The organism is Sphingomonas sp. OK281 (assembly GCF_900115295.1).
GTDB lineage: Bacteria > Pseudomonadota > Alphaproteobacteria > Sphingomonadales > Sphingomonadaceae > Sphingomonas.
The window spans coordinates 206,003-222,709 of the sequence record NZ_FOVZ01000003.1 but is presented as its reverse complement, the minus strand read 5'-3'; the positions used below and the strand labels follow the sequence as shown (position 1 = coordinate 222,709).

The window sequence follows — 16,707 nt, the reverse complement described above, 5'->3', positions numbered from 1 at the left end:
CGGTCCGGATCCGCGACATCTTGCGGATTCTTGGCAGCCCCTTGCGCGTACCCTTTGCGGAGCGCACTCTGTTGCCCGAAACAGGCAGGGGCGGCGGCATGTTCTTCGTACGACAGGGACCCTTGTGGTTTCGCATGACCACCGGCGTGCTCGTTCTTTGGGGACTGGTCGGATGCCTCATGTGCGTGCAGCAGCTTAGGCTCGGCGCCGACGCGATGGGCCAGGCGAGCGCCTATGATCGGGCGCTCTACGCCACGTTGCCCAGTTGGTATGATCCGCTGTTCGCCGTCGCCGTGCTTACCGGCCTGGTCGGCGCGATCCTCTTGTTCATGCGCCGTGCCAACGCCCGCCCGTTCCTGATCGCGTCGCTGGTGGCGACGATCGTGCAGTTCGGATGGCTGTTCGCCTCAACCGACATCGTCGCGCACAAGGGCGCAAGCGAAACGGTCGGCTTCCCCCTCGTCATCGTCGCGGTGGCCGCGTTCACGCTCTGGCTCGTCGGCCATGCCCGGCAAAAGGGCTGGGCGGTCTGATCACCCCGAGGCTGGGCGCGCACGAACTCCCGCGCTACTAACCGCCTCATGTCTACGACCTACACCCTCGACACTGCGACGAGTCGCGCCAATCCGACGCCGGCCCCGCTCAAGCGCCTGACGATCCCCGCGATCCGCCGCCAGAAGGGCAAGACGCCACTCGTCATGCTCACCGCCTACACCGTTCGCACCGCGCAACTTCTCGACCCGCACTGCGACATGCTGCTGGTCGGCGACAGCTTGGGGCAAGTGATCTACGGGCTGCCCTCTACGGTGCCGGTAACGCTGGAGATGATGGCGGCGCACGGCGCGGCGGTGGTGCGCGGCAGCTATCACGCAGTGGTCGTGATCGACATGCCGTTCGGCAGCTACGAAGCCTCGCCCGAAAAGGCGTTCGAGAGCGCGGCGTTCCTGCTCAAGCAGACCGGTGCGGCGGCGGTGAAGCTCGAAGGCGGCACCGCAATGGCGCCGACCGTCAAGTTCCTGACCGAGCGCGGCATTCCGGTAATGGGCCATGTCGGGCTGACCCCGCAGGCGGTCAACGTCCTCGGCGGTTACGGAGCGCGCGGTCGGACGCCCGAGGAAGCTGCCAAAATCGTCGCCGACGCGCAGAGCATCGCCGAAGCCGGCGCGTTCTCGCTGGTGATCGAAGGCGTGGTCGAGCCGATCGCGATCGAGATCACCAACTCGATCGCCTGCCCGACGATCGGCATCGGTGCATCCGCGCAGTGCGACGGACAGGTCCTGGTGACCGAGGACATGCTGGGGATGTTCGAGCGTACCGCAAAGTTCGTGAAGCGGTTCGCAGACATTGCCGAAACGATCTCGTCCGCGACGCAAACCTATGCCGACGACGTCCGATCGCGCGCGTTTCCGGGTGCCGAGCAGGTCTACGCGCCCAAGGATTGATCCGCTTCCGTTTCGGTTCCGGCGCGGCTAAGGTCCGCGCCGCCCACCCCCTCACTATTCCCGGAGCATTCCTTGGCCCTCCCGCCGAAAACCGATCAAGCATTCCTGCGTGAGGTCGACGAAGAACTGCGACGCGACCAGCTCGCCGGGTTCTGGACGAACTGGGGCAAATGGGTCGCGGTCGGCGTCGTCGCCGCACTCGCCGCACTCGCCGGGTTCCTCTACTGGCAGCATCATAATGGCGAGGCCGCCGGCATCGAGGGTGAGCAGCTCCAGGCTGCATACGACTCGCTCGGCGCCAACAACGCCGCGGCCGCGTCGAAGCCGCTGGCCGAACTCGCCAAGTCGAACCGCGACGGCTACCGCGCGCTCGCGCTGTTCACGCAGGCCGACGTCCTTCTCCAGAAGGACGACCTGAAGAATGCCGCTGCCAAGCTCGGCACGATTGCGGCGGACACGTCGCTGGCGAAGCCGTTTCGTGATCTCGCACTCGTTCGCCAGACGTCGGCCGAGTTCGACACGCTTAAGCCGCAGGTCGTCGTCGAGCGACTTCGTCCGCTCGCGGTGCCCGGTGGTCCGTGGTTCGGCAGCGCGGGTGAGATGGTCGCGATCTCCTATGTCCGCATGAACCAGCGCCAGCAGGCGGGTACGCTGTTCGGGCAAATAGCGCGCGATACCGGCGTGCCCGAGACCATCCGTCAACGCGCGGTTCAGATGGCCGGCGTACTGGGTGTGGACGCTGTTGCCAGCACGGGCGCTACTGCCAGAGTGATCACTCCGGCTGCATCAAACGAGGATACCAAGGCGCAATGATGAAGACATATCGGGTGACGGTCGCCGTCGCCGCGCTGGTTGCACTCAGCGGTTGCGGGATTTTCAAGGGCGGCGGCAACAAGAAGACGCCGACGCTAGGCGACCGCGTGTCGATCCTGGTTTCCGAAAACGAGGTAGAGACCGACAAGACGATCGCCGACGTGCAGGTTCTGCTGCCGGCCCCCGCGGTTAACGACGCCTGGGCTCAGCCTGGCGGCAACCCTCCCAAGTCAATGGGACAGCTCGCGCTCGGTGACCAACCCAAGCGGGCATGGCAGGCTTCGATCAACGGTGGCTCGAACCGCGAACGCCTTGGCGCGGCACCGGTGGTTGCCGACAATAAGCTGTTCGTGACCGACGTCACTGCAACGATCCACGCGTTTACCGCCGACACCGGCGCACCGCTGTGGAGCGCGGGCATTACCGAGGGCAAGCTCAACAAGGCGGCCCGGTTCGGAGGCGGCGTCAGCTATGACGACGGCAAGCTCTACGCTACCGACGGCGTCGGCGACGTCGTCGCGATGAATGCAGCGGACGGCAAGATCCTCTGGCGCGCCAAGCCTGGCGCACCATTGCGCGGGTCACCGACGGTCGCCAACGGCGCTGTGTATGTCCTGACGCAGGACAACCAGGTCTTTTCACTCAACCAGGCCGACGGCAAGGTCCAGTGGGTGCAGTCGGGGACGCTGGAGACGCAGGGCGTATTCGGCGTCGCGGCACCCGCCGTCAGCCAGGGCACCGTCGTCGCCGGTTTCTCCAGCGGTGAACTCAGTGCGTATCGCTACGAGAACGGTCGTATCCTGTGGCAGGACGCGCTGTCGCGCACTTCGATCACAACGTCTGTTTCGAGCCTGTCGGACATCGATGCCGCACCGGTGATCGACGGCGGCCGTGTCTATGCGGTCGGGCAGGGTGGTCGCATGGTCGCGCTCGAGCTGTCGACCGGACAGCGTCTGTGGGAGCAGAACTTCGCGGGGATTTCGACGCCCTGGATCGCGGGCGAGTGGTTGTTCGTGGTGACCGACGACGCCAAGCTCGTCTGCTTGTCGCGTTCGAACGGTAAGGCACGTTGGATCGCGCAATTGCCGCGCTTCCAGAACGAGAAGAAGCGCAGCAACGCGATCACTTGGTTTGGCCCGATCCTGGCCGGCAACCGGCTAGTCCTGACCAATTCGCGCGGCGAGATAAATTTCGTCTCGCCGACTGACGGTAAGGTGAGTTCGACGATCGAGACGAAGACGCCGTTCTCGCTGCCACCGATCGTCGCCAACTCGACGCTCTACACGCTCGATCAGAAGGGCAAGGTCACCGCGTACCGGTGACGACGACCCCCTCTTCCCGGCGGGGAGAGGGAAGAGGCTCGCCGCACTTGCGGTGGTAAGGGAGAGCGGATTAGGGGTCGGGTCGCTCGCCCCAACTTCGCCTCGCCCTTCCGTCGCCTACGGCTCCTCCCCCTCTCTCCCCAGGAGGCGAGGGACTAGGTGACCTTTGGCGCGACACGCGCTAAGGGCACGCCATGTCCAAACTTCCTGTGGTCGCGATCGTCGGCCGCCCAAATGTCGGCAAGTCGACTCTTTTCAATCGCCTCGTCGGCAAGAAGCTCGCGCTGGTCGACGACCGGCCCGGCGTCACGCGTGATCGGCGCGAGGGCGATGCGTCGCTGATCGGCCTCGAATTCCGCATCATCGACACCGCCGGCTACGAAGATCACGACGCGCAGACCCTGCCCGGCCGGATGCGCCAGCAGACCGAAGCCGCCGTCGAACAGGCTGACGTCGCGCTGTTCCTGTTCGACGCGCGCGCCGGCATCGTGCCGCTCGACGAAGAGATCGCCCGCTGGCTGCGCACCGCCGACGTCCCCGTCATCCTCGTCGCCAACAAGGCCGAGGGTCGCGCAGGCGAAGACGGTATCCTCGAATCATTGGCGCTCGGCTTCGGCGACCCGGTCCAGCTTTCGGCCGAGCACGGCGAAGGCCTAGGCGACCTGTTCGAAGGCCTGCTCCCGCTGCTCGAAGGCAAGGAAGAGCCGCCCGAGGAACAGCCCGACAACGAATATGAGGGCCCGCTGAAGCTCGCGATCGTCGGCCGTCCGAACGCCGGCAAGTCGACGCTCGTCAACCGCATCCTCGGCGAAGACCGCATGATCACCGGCCCCGAAGCCGGCATCACGCGCGATTCGATCAGCGTCGATTACGACTGGCACCCGACCGGCGGCGAAGCGCGCAAGGTTCGGCTGATCGACACCGCCGGTATGCGCAAGCGTGCCAAGGTGCAGGACAAGCTTGAGAAGATGTCCGTCGAGGACGCGCTCCATGCGGTCGACTTCGCCGAGGTCGTCGTGCTGTTGCTCGACGCCACGCTCGGCCTTGAGGCGCAGGATCTCCGCATCGCCGACAAGGTGTTGCAAGAGGGCCGCGCGCTCGTCATCGCGCTCAACAAATGGGATATCGCCGAGAGCGCGTCGTCGCTGTTCAACGGCGTCAAGCGCGCGCTCGAGGACGGCCTGAGCCAGGTCAAGGGCGTCACCGTGATGACCGTGTCCGGCGCGACCGGCAAGGGCATCGACCAGTTGCTGCAAGCGTGCTTCGATACGCGCGATGCGTGGTCGAAGCGCGTCGGTACCGGCGAACTCAACCGCTGGTTCGAGCGCGCGATCGAGGCGACGCCGCCGCCAGCCCCGGGCGGCAAGCGGATCAAGATGCGCTACGTCACGCAGGTCAAGACACGCCCGCCCAGCTTCGTCATCTTCGGCACGCGCGTCGATCAGCTGCCGGCGAGCTATGAGCGGTATCTGGTCAATTCCATGCGCAAGGATCTGGGCTTCGGCGCGGTCCCGGTACGCCTGATGTTCCGCGCGCCGAAGAATCCGTACGACGACAACGGCAGGGGCGGCGGCGGCAACTAGGCGGTCGTGTCCGGCGTGATCCGCATCGACGCCAGGGGTATGCGCTGCCCATGGCCCGCGGTGCGGCTTGCCCGCGCGCTGCGCGGCGGCGCTACCTGCGTCGAGGTGATTGCCGACGATCCACAGGCGTCGACCGAACTTGAGGCCATCGCGGCATCGGCCAATGCAACGATAGAGATCGTTTTGGACGAATTTATCCGGACCTTTGTCGTAACTTGTCGGTAGTGTGACAAGATTGTATTTACCTGGATGGGGTAAGATGCAGTTCTGACCTTCATGGCGCTATTGCTCAACGGGAGAAGGCGACAGTGTCGTTCGAGGGAAGCACCCTGATCAATTGGCCAGCGTTCGTGCAGGCGCGCAGCGAGCTGGGCGCAGGATTTGGCCGCATTCTCGGTTATTTTCGCGAGGACGGCGTAAAGTCGGTTGCAGCAATCGAGGCGGCGATGCGCACGCTGAACGCTGCTGCGATGGTCATTCCCGCGCACACGCTGAAGGGCGAAGCGCGACAGTTCGGGGCGGAGCCGCTGGCGGACTTGGCCGAGGCGGTCGAGGTTATCGCGCGCGATTGTGTGGAGATGCAGGATACACCGGACGAGGCGCTCGAGCATATCGTCCTGTTGCGACCGCTGTTCGTCGAGACGCTGGCGATCCTGGAGCGCGAGGCTAATCCGATCGTGGTCCGGAAGCCCGGCACCGGCGGCTTTGGTCGTCGTGCGGTACCGACCGGGTTCGGCGAGGACTGAAATCGTCGCCAGACTGGCAAAAATCTCGACCGGTGTTGCAGCGAATGACGCTGCCTCCCCGTCACCCCACTTTTCAGTGGGATGACAGGGGGATGGATCAGCCCTTCAGATACGGAGCCGCGCCCGCCTTTGGCGAATCATGCTCCGAGATCGAGTTGAGCTGGATGTAGTTGTGGATGCCCATCCGGGCGATCATCTCGAACTGGCGCTCGAGCGTGTCGACATGCTCTTCCTCGCTGGCGAGGATGCGGGCGAACAGGTCGCGGCTGATGTAGTCCTTGACCTCTTCGCAATACGCGATCGCGCCTTTGAGCTGAACGGTGGCCTCGACTTCGAGTGCCAGATCCGACTTCAGGACCTCTTCGACGGTCTCGCCGATGCGGAGGCGGCCGAGCAGCTGGAAGTTCGGCAGGCCATCGAGGAACAGGATGCGCTCCGACAACCAGTCGGCGTGTTTCATCTCGTCGATCGATTCCATCCGCTCGTACTGGGCGAGCTTGTAGACGCCCCAATGCTCGAGCATCCGGTAATGGAGCCAATATTGATTGACCGCGGTCAGCTCGTTCTTGAGCGCCTCGTTCAGGAATTCGATTACTTGGGGGTCGCCGCGCATGGCCATATCTCCGTCACCTCTGAGGAGCATGTAGCGGGCTGACATAGATTAGCACAACCCCCAAAAATGGCGGTTTTCCGGGCTTTCTTAGCTGTTGCGACGCTTATGCAGCGGCGCGTTCCTCGTCGATAATCGCTCGCGCTATCGATGTGCACTGGCCGCATTTGGGTTTCCGGCCCATCGAACGGAAGGCTTGGCACGGTGTCGTGCAACCGCCGCGTGCGCAGTTGCGAACGTCGGATTCTCGTATGGCATTGCAAACGCAGACGACCATGGGAACTCCCTAGCTGTAAGCACGGGATACGGATAATGCGAACCACTCGCAAGCTGTTTTGCGTCTTATTCGCAACTAGTCCAATCGGTTCGTCGTGAACGCCGAACCGCGCATCGGCTGCCACGCGAATCGCGACAGGCTGCGCCACAGCCATTCAAGCGGACCATAGCGGAATCGATCGAGCCAAGGTTTCGACCATAGGAACATAAGCAGGCAGATCGGTACGACGACTAGGTAGAGCTGGGCTCGCGACAATGTGCCGTACAGGCCGAAGCCGTACCCATAGAACAGCGTGGTGCAGAGGACCGTCGTGCCGAGATAGTTGGAGAATGCTATTCGACCTGCCGCCGCGACTCGCGTCGTCAGCCAGCCGCCGGGCCGTGCGAGCAGGACGATCGCCGCGGCGTACCCCATGATCGTCAGTGGCCGAAGCGGGGTTGCGAGCGCGAGCCACGACAGTGCGACATAGCGCGCGTCGAACCCGTGGCCGATGTCGAACGCCGCGATGGCCGCATAGCCGATCCAGCCGAGCCCGATCCCGACGACCGCAATCACCGTGTAGCGGCGCCGCGACCATTCCCCCGTCAGGAACCCCGATCGTAGCCCTGCCATGCCGAACAGCATGAAGCCTAGCGTTTCCGGACCAGTGGCGGTGAGGGACGTGATCGGTCCAGCGGCGTGGGTCCAGCGCCACGCGACCAGATCGCGCCATCCACCACGTCCGATGGCGAGTTCGCGGGTGACGGAGGCGGGGGAGGGCTGGCCGAATTGATCCGCCAACAGCTGCCAGTTCATGATGACTCGCGCCGTTGCGCCCGGCCGGTGCGCGGCGCCGTGCAGGTCGAACGTGTAGGCGACGAGCGTCGTCAGCTCGACCGTCTGGAACGCGATGCAGGCGAGCCCGACGGCGATCAGCCAGCGCACTGGCAACCGCGCGAACATGTACGCGATCGCGCCGACCAGTGCGTAGTGCGCGAGGATGTCGCCCCACCACAGCAGGTACAGATGCGCTATGCCGAAGACGAACAGCCACGCCATGCGGCGCAGGTGGATGGTCGCCGCGTCTTCGCCGCTCGCCTCGGCTCGGTCGATGACGAGCAGCATCGATGCGCCGAACAGGAACGAGAAGAGCCCGCGCATCTTGCCGTCGATGACGATGAAGGTCGTGGTCCAGGCGATCAGGTCGGGCGTGCTCGGCGCGCCCATCGAGGCGGGCGTCATGTAGGCGAATTCGGGGAAGCCGAACGCGGCGATGTTTGAGGCGAGGATGCCCATGACGGCGACGCCTCGGATGAGGTCGAGCGTGGCTATTCTGGTGGAGGCGGGGGTCATGCGGGCAGAGTGAAGTATAGGAAGTGTAGACGCTCGCGCGGCGTTTCGTCGGAGCGTCGAATTGCTTGGGATGGGGCAATCTTAGCGGCGGGCTTGCGGGTGACGGCGACGCCACGGATGAGGTCGCGCGTGGCGGTTCTGGCGGGGGCGGGGGGCCTGCCGGAAAAGTGAAGTATAGAAAGTGTAGACGCTCGCGCAGCATTTCCGTGAGGCCATCGAATCGCTTGGGATGAGGCAATCTTAACGGCGGGCTTGCTGGTGACGGCGACGCCACGGATGAGGTCGAGCGTAGTGGCTCTGGCGGGGGCGGGGGGCCTGCGGGAAAAGTGAAGTATAGGAAGTGTAGACGCTCGCGCAGCATTTCCGTGAGGTCGTTGTCCACGCTGGAAGACGGCATGATCGCGCTCGGCGGCGTTGCAAGAGTGGCGGCCTCGGCTGGGCCGGCCCGACACAGGTGGTGCTCGATCGATGCTCGGATCCGGTCGACGCGTCTTGGTAGCGCTGTAGGCGTGGAATGCTTCGATCATCGTCCGACGCTGGCATATCGCGGTGGTGTAGGACAGGCCGCTTTGAGGGGCATCTCGGCGTCAGATGCCTCACCGCTCTGTGTGTCGGCTACCCGGTCGATCATCTGCTTGACCTGTCGTCCCTGCGCAATACCCCGCCGTACCTCGCCTTGCCCTCCTCGGCTGTCGCCCCCGAAGCCGATCCGCCCCCGTCACTCCAGCAAACGCTGGGGTATCCCCGTTGGCTGGCGCTGCGGCCCGGTGCGGGAGATCCCAGCTTTCGCTGGGATGACGGAGAGGGGGAGGTGGAGGTGGAGGTGGAGGTGGGCGCTCAGCCTTACTTGAGCTCGATCGGACGACAACTCTCCGCTCCTTGTTCTCCCGCGAAGGCGGGAGCCCAGTCTGGGTCCCCGCCTTCGCGGGGAAACATGCTGTGGTTTGAGGTTGGTGCCTTACTCCGAAGGACAACCACCCCGGCGGAGGCCGGGGCCCAGTTGGGGAACGGTGATGATGAGCGCAGTGCTCCGTTACCTCGGCGTTCCCAACTGGGCCCCGGCCTTCGCCGGGGTGGTGCTTGTGAAGGGCGGGCAGTGGCAAACAGCGGTCGTCGGCAGCAGGGTGCGTTTCAGTTCACCCGCCATCGCGTTGCCTTAAGCCAAAGCTGCATCCACGCCCATCAGCTTCGGAAAGAATCCCTCGTGCGCAGTCCGCAACGTATCGAGCGCGATGACGTCGTCGCGGTCGGGGCGTTCGAAGATCAGGCGCTTGCCGCCCGTGCGACCCAGGGGCTCGGCCTCGACGTCCGCCGCATGCGCCGCGCCGAGGAAGTCGAGCAGCGAATGGTCGTCGACCGTGACGATGTAGACGCCCTGGTCCTCGGCGAAGAACGAGCGCGCGCAGTCGAACGGCTGCTTGCGGTCGATCATCGCGCCGATCCCGCCGGCGAGCGCCATCTCGGCAAGCGTCACCGCAATACCGCCGTCGGACACGTCATGAACCGCAGTCAGCTGGCCGAGCGCGATCGCCTCCCGGATCAAGTCGCCGACGCGACGTTCGGCGGCGAGATCGACCGGCGGGGGCGGGCCGGCGTCGAGCTGTTCGCGGCCGTGGCACTCGCGCAGCCACAGCGACTGGCCGAGATGGCCACCGCGCGTGCCGACCGCGAGGATGATGTCGCCCGAGCCCTTGAACGCGATCGTCGCATTCTTCTGCCAGTCCGCCAGCAACCCGATCGCGCCGATCGCCGGTGTCGGCAGGATCGCGGAGCCGCCGCCCGTCGCCTTCGATTCATTGTATAGCGAGACATTGCCCGACACGATCGGGAAGTCGAGCGCGATGCAGGCGTCGCTCATGCCTTCGAGGCAGCCGACGATCTGGCCCATGATCTCGGGGCGCTGCGGGTTGGCGAAGTTGAGGCAGTTGGTGACCGCCAAGGGCAGTGCGCCGACCGCGGTCAGGTTGCGCCACGCTTCGGCGACCGCCTGCTTACCGCCCTCGACCGGGTCGGCGAAGCAATAGCGCGGTGTGCAGTCGGTGGTCATGGCCAGCGCCTTCTGCGTGCCGTGGACGCGGACGACCGCGGCGTCGCCACCGGGGCGCTGCACGGTGTCGGCGCCGACCATGTGATCGTACTGCTCCCAGATCCAGCGGCGCGAGGCGACGTCCGGCGAGCCCATCAGCGTGAGCAGGTCGGCGGCGATGTCGCTGCTGTGCGGCGCGTTGGCGAGCGGCGCCGGCTTGGGCGTCGGGACGTGCGGGCGATCGTAGAGCGGCGCTTCGTCGGCGAGCGGACCGAGCGGGATGTCGCAGACGGTCTCGCCCTTGAAGGTCAGCACCATCCGGCCGGTGTCGGTGACGCGGCCGATCACCGCGAAATCGAGCTCCCACTTCTTGAAGATCGCCTCGGCCTCGGCTTCGCGGCCGGGTTTGAGGACCATCAGCATGCGCTCCTGCGATTCCGACAGCATCATCTCGTACGGCGTCATGCCGGTCTCGCGCTGCGGCACGTCGTCCATCGTCAGCTCGATGCCGACGCCGCCCTTCGACGCCATCTCGACCGCGGACGAGGTGAGGCCCGCGGCGCCCATGTCCTGAATCGCGACGATCACGTCGGTCGCCATGAGTTCGAGGCACGCTTCGATCAGCAGCTTTTCGGTGAACGGATCGCCGACCTGGACGGTCGGGCGCTTGGCGTCCGAATCCTCGCCGAAATCGGCCGAGGCCATCGTCGCGCCGTGAATGCCGTCGCGGCCGGTCTTGCTGCCGACATAGACGATCGGGTTGCCGATACCCGAGGCTGCGGAATAGAAGATCTTGTCCTGGTCGGCGATCCCGACGGTCATCGCATTGACGAGGATGTTGCCGTCATACGCGCTGTGGAAGTTCACCTCGCCGCCGACGGTCGGCACGCCGACGCAATTGCCGTAGCCGCCGATGCCGTGGACCACGCCCGAGATCAGGTGGCGCATCTTGGGATGATCGGGCCGGCCGAAGCGCAGCGCGTTGAGGTTGGCGATCGGCCGCGCGCCCATCGTGAAGACGTCGCGCAGGATGCCGCCGACGCCGGTCGCGGCGCCCTGATACGGCTCGATATAGGACGGGTGGTTGTGGCTCTCCATCTTGAAGATCGCCGCCTGATTGTCGCCGATATCGACGACGCCGGCGTTCTCGCCCGGCCCGCAGATGACGCGGGGGCCCTTGGTGGGGAGCTTCATCAGGTGGATCTTGCTGGATTTGTAGCTGCAATGCTCGGACCACATGACCGAGAAGATGCCGAGCTCGACCATGTTCGGCTCACGGCCGATGGCGCGCAGGACGCGCTCATATTCTTCGGGGGACAGGCCGTGGTCGGCGACGATCTGCGGTGTGATCTCGGTCATGGGGCGGGCTTTAGCGGGGTGGGGGCCGTCCGTCACCTGTGCGAACAGCGACAATGTGGTTTGGGACCGTAATTACCCCGCTTATGGCTTGGCGGCGCGCAACGTTTCGTTGATCCGCGACTGCCAGCCGGGTCCGCTCGCGCGAAACCTTTCAAGCACGTCGTTGTCGAGCCGCAGGGAGACGAGAGACTTGCCAGAGGTGATGGAGCCCTTTGGCCGGCCGCGCGATTTGCTGCCGTTCGGAAAGGCCGCTGCCAATTCCGGGAAGTCTGCGATCGGCCGGGCCCGCGCGAAATCGGCTTCGGTCCATTCGGGATTGTCATCGTCGAATACGATTTCCGGGGTATCACCAGCCATGACGGCGTAACTCCTTCGCATGGGCGCGGCGCAGGTTGATTACGCGGACGGCTGTACCGCGTATCGTCACCGCCGCGCAGTGAGGGATACCGTCGATCGTGCCGTACAAGCGGTAGCGATCTTCCGCGAACCGCGTGTCCTCGACGATTATGACGCCAGCAAGTTCGACCGCGCGGGTGAGCGATATGCCATGCTTGGCAATGTTCGCTTCGTCCTTGACCGGATCGAACTCGGTATCCACGAATTATTTGTAGATACGCTTTATTCGAAATGCAAGTCCGCCGAACCGGCGGTCACACGTACGGCGGCTGCGTGTAGCCCTTGGGGCTCAGCGTAAAGATGTCGCAACCCGTCTCGGTAATCCCGATCGAATGCTCGAACTGCGCGGACAGCGAGCGGTCGCGGGTCACGGCCGTCCAGCCATCGTCGAGCAGCTTCACGTCGGGGCGGCCGATGTTGATCATCGGCTCGATCGTGAAGATCATGCCGGGGCGAAGCTCGGGGCCGGTGCCGGGCTTGCCGACATGGACGACTTCGGGGGCGTCGTGGAACAGGCGGCCGACGCCGTGACCGCAGAAATCGCGGACTACGCCGTAGCGGTGCTTCTCGGCATGGCGCTGGATCGCGTTGGCGACGTCGCCCATGCGGTTGCCGGGCTTGGCGTGCTCGATGCCGATCATCAGGCATTCGTAGGTGACTTCGACGAGGCGGCGCGCCTTGATGGGTACGTCGCCGATCAGGTACATGCGGCTCGTGTCGCCGTGCCAGCCGTCGAGCAAGGGCGTGACGTCGACGTTGACGATATCGCCCGATTTCAGCGTCTTTTCGCTCGGGATGCCGTGGCAGACGACATGGTTGATCGAGATGCAGACGCTGTGCGTGTAGCCGCGATAGCCGAGCGTCGCGGGGACGCCGCCGCCGGCCACGATGAAGTCGTAGATCAGCCGGTCGATCTCGGCGGTGGTCACGCCCGGCACCATGTGCGGGACGATCATGTCGAGCGTTTCGGCGGCGAGCTGCCCTGCCTTCATCATGCCGGCGAATGCGGCGGGGCCGTGCAGCTTGATGGCGCCGGTGCGCGCGTCGGGCTGGTCCGAGGTGACGGTTACATATTCGGTCATGACGCACGATATAGCGTGGCGGGCGCGGTTTTGCGAGGCTATGCGAGGGCATGGTAGAGGAACGCATCTGGACGGCCGCGCTGACGATCATCGGCGACGAGATCCTGTCGGGCCGCACGCAGGACAAGAACGTCGCGCAGATCGCGGCCTGGCTCAACGTGCAGGGCATACGCCTCGCCGAGGTGCGCGTGGTCGCCGACAAGACCGAGGCGATCGTCGAGGCGGTCAACATTTTGCGCGAACGCAACGATTATTTGTTCACGACTGGCGGGATCGGGCCGACTCACGACGACATCACCGTGGATGCGATCGCCGAGGCGCTGGGCGTCGCGGTCGAGCATCATCCGCGCGCGATGGCGGTGCTGGAAGCGTATTACGCGACGCGCGGCGGGCTGACCGAAGCGCGGGCGCGGATGGCGCGGGTGCCGGTCGGGGCGGACCTGATCGACAACAAGGTGTCGGGCGCGCCGGGGATCCGGATCGGCAACATCTTCATCATGGCGGGCGTGCCGCACATTACCGCGGGGATGCTCGACGCGTTGACGGGCACGCTGGAGGGCGGGCGCCCGGTGGTCTCGAAGACGATCGGGTGCTGGGTGGCCGAGAGCGAGGTCGCGGATATCCTGCGCGACGCCGAGAAGGCGCATGAGGGCGTCGCGATCGGCAGCTATCCGTTCTTTCGCGATGGCAAGACGGGCGCGAATTTCGTCGTGCGGAGTTCGGACGAGGCGCTGGTCGATCGGTGCCTCGCCGACCTGACGCGCGATCTTGAGGCGACCGGGCGGACGGTCAGCGCGCAGGCGATCTGACGCGTGCAGATATCCTCCCCCGCCAGGGGGAGGATTATACGAGTCTGGTCAGGCGCCCCATTCGGGGCCCTCGGGGTCGGGGTAGAAGGCGTCGGGGTCGAACGTAGCCGGGCGAGACCTTGCCGGCGCGGGGGCGTCTGGATCGGGCAGGGTCGGCGCGCCGCCGCCGAAGCGGATGCGGATATAGGCCATGGTGCCGACCAGCGCCTGGAACACCGCGACATGCTCTTCCTGCTGCATGCGCCGGCCGATCAACGGCGCGCGCTCGGCGGAGAGGTAGCCCATCTGCACGCCGCGTCCGCTGAACACGGCGACGGCGTTGGCGTCGTGCGGGTTCTTCGGCTCGCGGCGGAGGTCGACGGGTTCGCCGGGCGCGCAGAGCAGCAGTTCCATGCGGCGGTTGCTCTTGCTCCGGTCCGTGTTGGGGAAGTCGATGCCGACCACGCTGAGCGTCAATTCGTCCATGCCGCACGATAGACCCGACGAGCGCGGATCCAAAGCGCGGGGCAGTCACAAGGCCATGCGCGCCGATACGCGCACCGTCCGCGGCGCGCCGGGGAAGATCCAGACCGGGCTGTACGAACTCATGGCATAGTGCACGTCGAACAGATTGTCGGCTTCGAGCCGCAGCGTCAGCGCCGGCGTCACCCCGATCTCGCCGGCAAGCTTCGCCTTCGTGTAGGCGGGAAGGCGGAGTCCACTGGTGTCGATCGCGCCGGCGCGGTTGCCGACATGGGTCGCACCGCCGCTGATCGACCACTGCGTACCCCACCCGGTCCGATAGCGTCCGACGACGAGCAGCGTGCCCGAATGCTTCGCGACGTTCAGCACGTCCGGCGTCGCGAAGGTCGCGTCGTCCGCCCGCGCATCGATATAGGCATAGTTGGCGACGACCTGCCAATGGCGGACGAGCGTGGCGGACAGGTCGAGTTCGACGCCGCGACTGGTCAACGACCCGACCGGCGCGTTGAAATTGGGGTCGACCGGGTCGTTGGTCAGGATGCCGCGCTTCTCGATATCGAAGACGGTCGCGGCGACATCGAGGCCCCGCCAATGCCCCGCAATGCCGAGTTCATAGCCCTTGGCGCTTTCCGGGCCGAACGGATCGCCGGTCCGCCCCGTCCCCGAATTGAGCAGGAACGACTCGGCCCAATTGGCATGGAGCGCGATGCCGTCCGTCACTCGGTAGCGCGCGCCGACGCGGAACTTCACCGGCTCGCCCGTCACCGCCGGTGCCGTCACTCCGGTCAGGTTGCGGTGCAATTGCTGGCGATAGGCATCGAAGCGCACGCCACCGGTCAGCGTCAGCCGATCGTCGAGATCCCACATATCCTGCGCATACAGCGTCACGACACGCCGTTTCTCGCGCTGGTCGAGGAACGGCAGCAACGGTTGCGCGGTGCCGCCATAGACCGGGTTCTCGACGTCGATCGCATAGGGGAACGCCGCGGTCGGGTTCCGGCGACGCAGGCCTTCGTGGTAGTCGAGCGTATAGCCTTTCACGCCGAGGCTCGGGTGATGGACCCCCAGCGCCTCGAACTGGCCAGCAAGCTCGATCCGCGCCGACAGGTCGGTCGCCGCATAGTCGCGCTCGCGCCGTTGCCGCCACAGCGTCCGCTGGTCGGCCAGCAACCGCGACTGGTCGCTGGAGAAGCCGCGCAGCGTGCTGTGGCGCCACGCGACGCCGCCGTTCAGCGACCATTCGCCGCCCAGCGCCTGATCGCCGGTCAATTGCAGGCGGGTGTTGCGCATGCGGTGGTCGCCATCGCCGGGTTCGCCGAAGAACCGGTCGCGCGGTACCGCGAGCGCGTTGCCGGAGACTGCGGGCACGCCGCGGTCGAACGCCGAATCGAACCGCGTATATTCGGCCAGCGCGGTGATCCGCGTCCCCACCCGCGGTTGCCAGGTCAGCGAAGGCGAGACGACTCGGCGGGACAGGCCGACGAAATCGCGATAGCCATCGCTGTCCTCGGCGGCGACCACGATCCGGCCCGCGATCGTCGCGGACAATGGCCCGGTGACGTCCAGTTCGCCGCGCCGCGTGTCGAACGATCCGTAGAGCAGCGTCGCCTCCGCATGCGGGGTAAAGCGCGGCGTCTTCGACACGATGTTGACGCGACCGCCCGGATCGATGTCGCCGAATACCGCACCCGCCGGCCCCTTCAGCACCTCGATACGCTCGGTCGTGGCAGGGTCGCGCGGCGGCGCAAGGCCGCGATTGCCGAGAAACCCGTCGACATAATATTCGGCGCCGCCGTCGGGCGTGCCAAGGAACCCGCGGATCGCGAAATTGTCGAGAAAGCCGCCACGGTTGTTCTGCTGGCTGATCCCGCTGAACAGTTCGAGCGCGTCCGAAAGCCGGTAGGTCCCGTTGGCGACGATCAGGTCTCGCTCCAGCGAGCGGCTCGATTGTGACATCCGCCGGGTGATCCTGTCCGACCCCAGCGATGCATCGCGCGCCGAACTTGTGCCGAGAACGACGATATCACCGGGGTTGTCGGTGATCTCGACCGCGGTCGGCGTGGCGGCTGGCTTCTTCGCTACTGACGAAGAGGCCGGCGCGATCTGCCCGATGGCGGGCGTCACCAAGGTGCCGATCGTCAGGGCCACGACGACGGGCGTCGCGGTAGCGCCCACCAAACTGGCTATGCGACACCGCAAACCTGCGGCGGGCGGACGCGATGATAGTCGATGATCGGCTGCGTGCATGGTGTTGATCCCCCGGACGCGCCTCCCTAGTCCCGTAGTATGCAATGATACAACATTTCATTAAAATCTTTTCATGTTGCAAAAGGCGCGGGGGTGGGGCGGGTGCAACGGATTACGGAGGGGCCCCGCGCCCTCGGGCAAGTCGGCCGACACGCGGTTGCAGCGTCTGCTGCAAAGCGTGGACGTTGCGTTGGGTGTTGT

General features: G+C 65.6%; 17 protein-coding genes. 8 read left to right on the top strand and 9 right to left on the bottom strand.

All coding sequences use genetic code 11. The features are described from left to right. Window positions 1-98 precede the first annotated feature (98 nt). From BM244_RS12560 to BM244_RS12530, 7 genes are all read left to right on the top strand, one after another. Window positions 99-533 carry a hypothetical protein gene (locus BM244_RS12560; protein ID WP_254784429.1) on the top strand — a complete coding sequence of 145 codons (435 nt, stop codon included), beginning with the start codon at window positions 99-101 and terminating at the stop codon, window positions 531-533. Between the two features lie 48 nt (window positions 534-581). Next, window positions 582-1,442 (top strand): 3-methyl-2-oxobutanoate hydroxymethyltransferase, encoded by an 861-nt coding sequence (gene panB, locus BM244_RS12555; RefSeq protein WP_093399279.1) that lies wholly within the window; start codon window positions 582-584, stop codon window positions 1,440-1,442. A 72-nt stretch (window positions 1,443-1,514) separates the two neighbouring features. Continuing rightward, window positions 1,515-2,255, top strand: coding sequence for a tetratricopeptide repeat protein (locus tag BM244_RS12550; protein WP_093399278.1), 741 nt, complete (start codon window positions 1,515-1,517; stop codon window positions 2,253-2,255). Further along, window positions 2,252-3,577 carry an outer membrane protein assembly factor BamB family protein gene (locus BM244_RS12545; RefSeq protein ID WP_093399277.1) on the top strand — a complete coding sequence of 442 codons (1,326 nt, stop codon included), beginning with the start codon at window positions 2,252-2,254 and terminating at the stop codon, window positions 3,575-3,577. The genes BM244_RS12550 and BM244_RS12545 overlap by 4 nt, the downstream gene beginning before the upstream one ends. A gap of 194 nt (window positions 3,578-3,771) precedes the next feature. Further along, window positions 3,772-5,160 carry a ribosome biogenesis GTPase Der gene (gene der / locus BM244_RS12540; protein ID WP_093399276.1) on the top strand — a complete coding sequence of 463 codons (1,389 nt, stop codon included), beginning with the start codon at window positions 3,772-3,774 and terminating at the stop codon, window positions 5,158-5,160. Between the two features lie 15 nt (window positions 5,161-5,175). Continuing rightward, window positions 5,176-5,385 carry a sulfurtransferase TusA family protein gene (locus BM244_RS12535; protein WP_302847271.1) on the top strand — a complete coding sequence of 70 codons (210 nt, stop codon included), beginning with the start codon at window positions 5,176-5,178 and terminating at the stop codon, window positions 5,383-5,385. A gap of 83 nt (window positions 5,386-5,468) precedes the next feature. Beyond that, on the top strand, window positions 5,469-5,906 hold the full coding sequence (locus tag BM244_RS12530; RefSeq protein ID WP_093399274.1) for an Hpt domain-containing protein: 438 nt from the start codon (window positions 5,469-5,471) through the stop codon (window positions 5,904-5,906). 97 nt (window positions 5,907-6,003) lie between these two features. Here BM244_RS12530 and bfr read toward each other — a convergent pair whose 3' ends face one another. The 7 genes from bfr to map form a co-directional block, all read right to left on the bottom strand. Then, complete coding sequence (gene bfr, locus BM244_RS12525) at window positions 6,004-6,519, bottom strand: bacterioferritin (protein ID WP_093399561.1); 516 nt, start codon at window positions 6,517-6,519, stop codon at window positions 6,004-6,006. Between the two features lie 103 nt (window positions 6,520-6,622). Continuing rightward, window positions 6,623-6,793, bottom strand: a complete 171-nt coding sequence (locus BM244_RS23575) for a (2Fe-2S)-binding protein (protein ID WP_082441433.1) — start codon at window positions 6,791-6,793, stop codon at window positions 6,623-6,625. Window positions 6,794-6,868: 75 nt separating this feature from the next. Then, complete coding sequence (locus BM244_RS12515) at window positions 6,869-8,125, bottom strand: DUF418 domain-containing protein (RefSeq protein WP_093399273.1); 1,257 nt, start codon at window positions 8,123-8,125, stop codon at window positions 6,869-6,871. Between the two features lie 1,156 nt (window positions 8,126-9,281). After that, complete coding sequence (gene purL, locus BM244_RS12510) at window positions 9,282-11,510, bottom strand: phosphoribosylformylglycinamidine synthase subunit PurL (RefSeq protein ID WP_093399272.1); 2,229 nt, start codon at window positions 11,508-11,510, stop codon at window positions 9,282-9,284. Window positions 11,511-11,591: 81 nt separating this feature from the next. Then, entirely contained in the window at window positions 11,592-11,867 is a 276-nt protein-coding gene (locus BM244_RS12505) for a BrnA antitoxin family protein (protein ID WP_093399271.1), read from the bottom strand. Further along, window positions 11,857-12,108 carry a BrnT family toxin gene (locus tag BM244_RS12500; RefSeq protein ID WP_093399270.1) on the bottom strand — a complete coding sequence of 84 codons (252 nt, stop codon included), beginning with the start codon at window positions 12,106-12,108 and terminating at the stop codon, window positions 11,857-11,859. Before BM244_RS12500 ends, BM244_RS12505 begins: the two co-directional genes overlap by 11 nt. 52 nt (window positions 12,109-12,160) lie before the next feature. Then, window positions 12,161-12,988, bottom strand: a complete 828-nt coding sequence (gene map, locus BM244_RS12495) for a type I methionyl aminopeptidase (RefSeq protein WP_093399269.1) — start codon at window positions 12,986-12,988, stop codon at window positions 12,161-12,163. Between the two features lie 50 nt (window positions 12,989-13,038). On the opposite strand from map, the gene BM244_RS12490 reads away from it, so the two are divergent. Then, entirely contained in the window at window positions 13,039-13,797 is a 759-nt protein-coding gene (locus BM244_RS12490; protein ID WP_093399268.1) for a competence/damage-inducible protein A, read from the top strand. Between the two features lie 48 nt (window positions 13,798-13,845). Here the strand turns inward: BM244_RS12490 and BM244_RS12485 are convergent, their stop codons facing one another. Together BM244_RS12485 and BM244_RS12480 are read right to left on the bottom strand one after the other, a co-directional pair. Continuing rightward, window positions 13,846-14,262, bottom strand: coding sequence for an HIRAN domain-containing protein (locus BM244_RS12485; protein WP_093399267.1), 417 nt, complete (start codon window positions 14,260-14,262; stop codon window positions 13,846-13,848). 45 nt (window positions 14,263-14,307) lie between these two features. Continuing rightward, window positions 14,308-16,434: a TonB-dependent siderophore receptor gene (locus BM244_RS12480; protein WP_254784428.1), complete on the bottom strand. Its 2,127-nt coding sequence runs from the start codon at window positions 16,432-16,434 to the stop codon at window positions 14,308-14,310. Window positions 16,435-16,707 lie beyond the last annotated feature (273 nt).

What these genes read in the sequence shown, in the direction of transcription:
- BM244_RS12560 (WP_254784429.1), top strand. Translation starts at nt 99, where the DNA reads ATGTTCTTCGTACGACAGGGACCCTTGTGGTTTCGCATGACCACCGGC.
- panB (WP_093399279.1), top strand. Translation starts at nt 582, where the DNA reads ATGTCTACGACCTACACCCTCGACACTGCGACGAGTCGCGCCAATCCG.
- BM244_RS12545 (WP_093399277.1), top strand. Translation starts at nt 2,252, where the DNA reads ATGATGAAGACATATCGGGTGACGGTCGCCGTCGCCGCGCTGGTTGCA.
- der (WP_093399276.1), top strand. Translation starts at nt 3,772, where the DNA reads ATGTCCAAACTTCCTGTGGTCGCGATCGTCGGCCGCCCAAATGTCGGC.
- bfr (WP_093399561.1), bottom strand. Translation starts at nt 6,519, where the DNA reads ATGCGCGGCGACCCCCAAGTAATCGAATTCCTGAACGAGGCGCTCAAG.
- BM244_RS23575 (WP_082441433.1), bottom strand. Translation starts at nt 6,793, where the DNA reads ATGGTCGTCTGCGTTTGCAATGCCATACGAGAATCCGACGTTCGCAAC.
- BM244_RS12515 (WP_093399273.1), bottom strand. Translation starts at nt 8,125, where the DNA reads ATGACCCCCGCCTCCACCAGAATAGCCACGCTCGACCTCATCCGAGGC.
- purL (WP_093399272.1), bottom strand. Translation starts at nt 11,510, where the DNA reads ATGACCGAGATCACACCGCAGATCGTCGCCGACCACGGCCTGTCCCCC.
- BM244_RS12505 (WP_093399271.1), bottom strand. Translation starts at nt 11,867, where the DNA reads ATGGCTGGTGATACCCCGGAAATCGTATTCGACGATGACAATCCCGAA.
- map (WP_093399269.1), bottom strand. Translation starts at nt 12,988, where the DNA reads ATGACCGAATATGTAACCGTCACCTCGGACCAGCCCGACGCGCGCACC.
- BM244_RS12490 (WP_093399268.1), top strand. Translation starts at nt 13,039, where the DNA reads ATGGTAGAGGAACGCATCTGGACGGCCGCGCTGACGATCATCGGCGAC.
- BM244_RS12485 (WP_093399267.1), bottom strand. Translation starts at nt 14,262, where the DNA reads ATGGACGAATTGACGCTCAGCGTGGTCGGCATCGACTTCCCCAACACG.